Raw genomic sequence first — 269 nt, 5'->3', positions numbered from 1 at the left:
AAAGAACCGCGGGAGCGGAGTGAAAGAGAACCTGAAACCGTGTGCTTACAAGCAGTCGGAGCACCGAGAGGTGTGACGGCGTGCCTTTTGTAGAATGAACCGGCGAGTGATGATGACAAGCGAGGTTAAGGCAAGGGAGCCGAAGCCGAAGCGAAAGCGAGTCTGAAGAGGGCGAATGAGTTTGTTGTCATCGACCCGAAACCGGGTGATCTACCCCTGGTCAGGGTGAAGTGCGGGTAACACCGCATGGAGGCCCGAACCCACTGGCG

General features: G+C 57.2%; 1 rRNA gene. It reads left to right on the top strand.

Annotated features, from left to right (window positions below):
- A 23S ribosomal RNA gene (locus QMF38_RS11860) occupies nt 1-269 on the top strand; the annotation flags it as partial.

It is taken from the genome of Alicyclobacillus hesperidum subsp. aegles (genome assembly GCF_027923525.1).
GTDB classification, from domain to species: domain Bacteria; phylum Bacillota; class Bacilli; order Alicyclobacillales; family Alicyclobacillaceae; genus Alicyclobacillus; species Alicyclobacillus aegles.
Note: the sequence above shows the minus strand (reverse complement) of the source record. Positions and strands in the feature narration are given on the sequence as shown.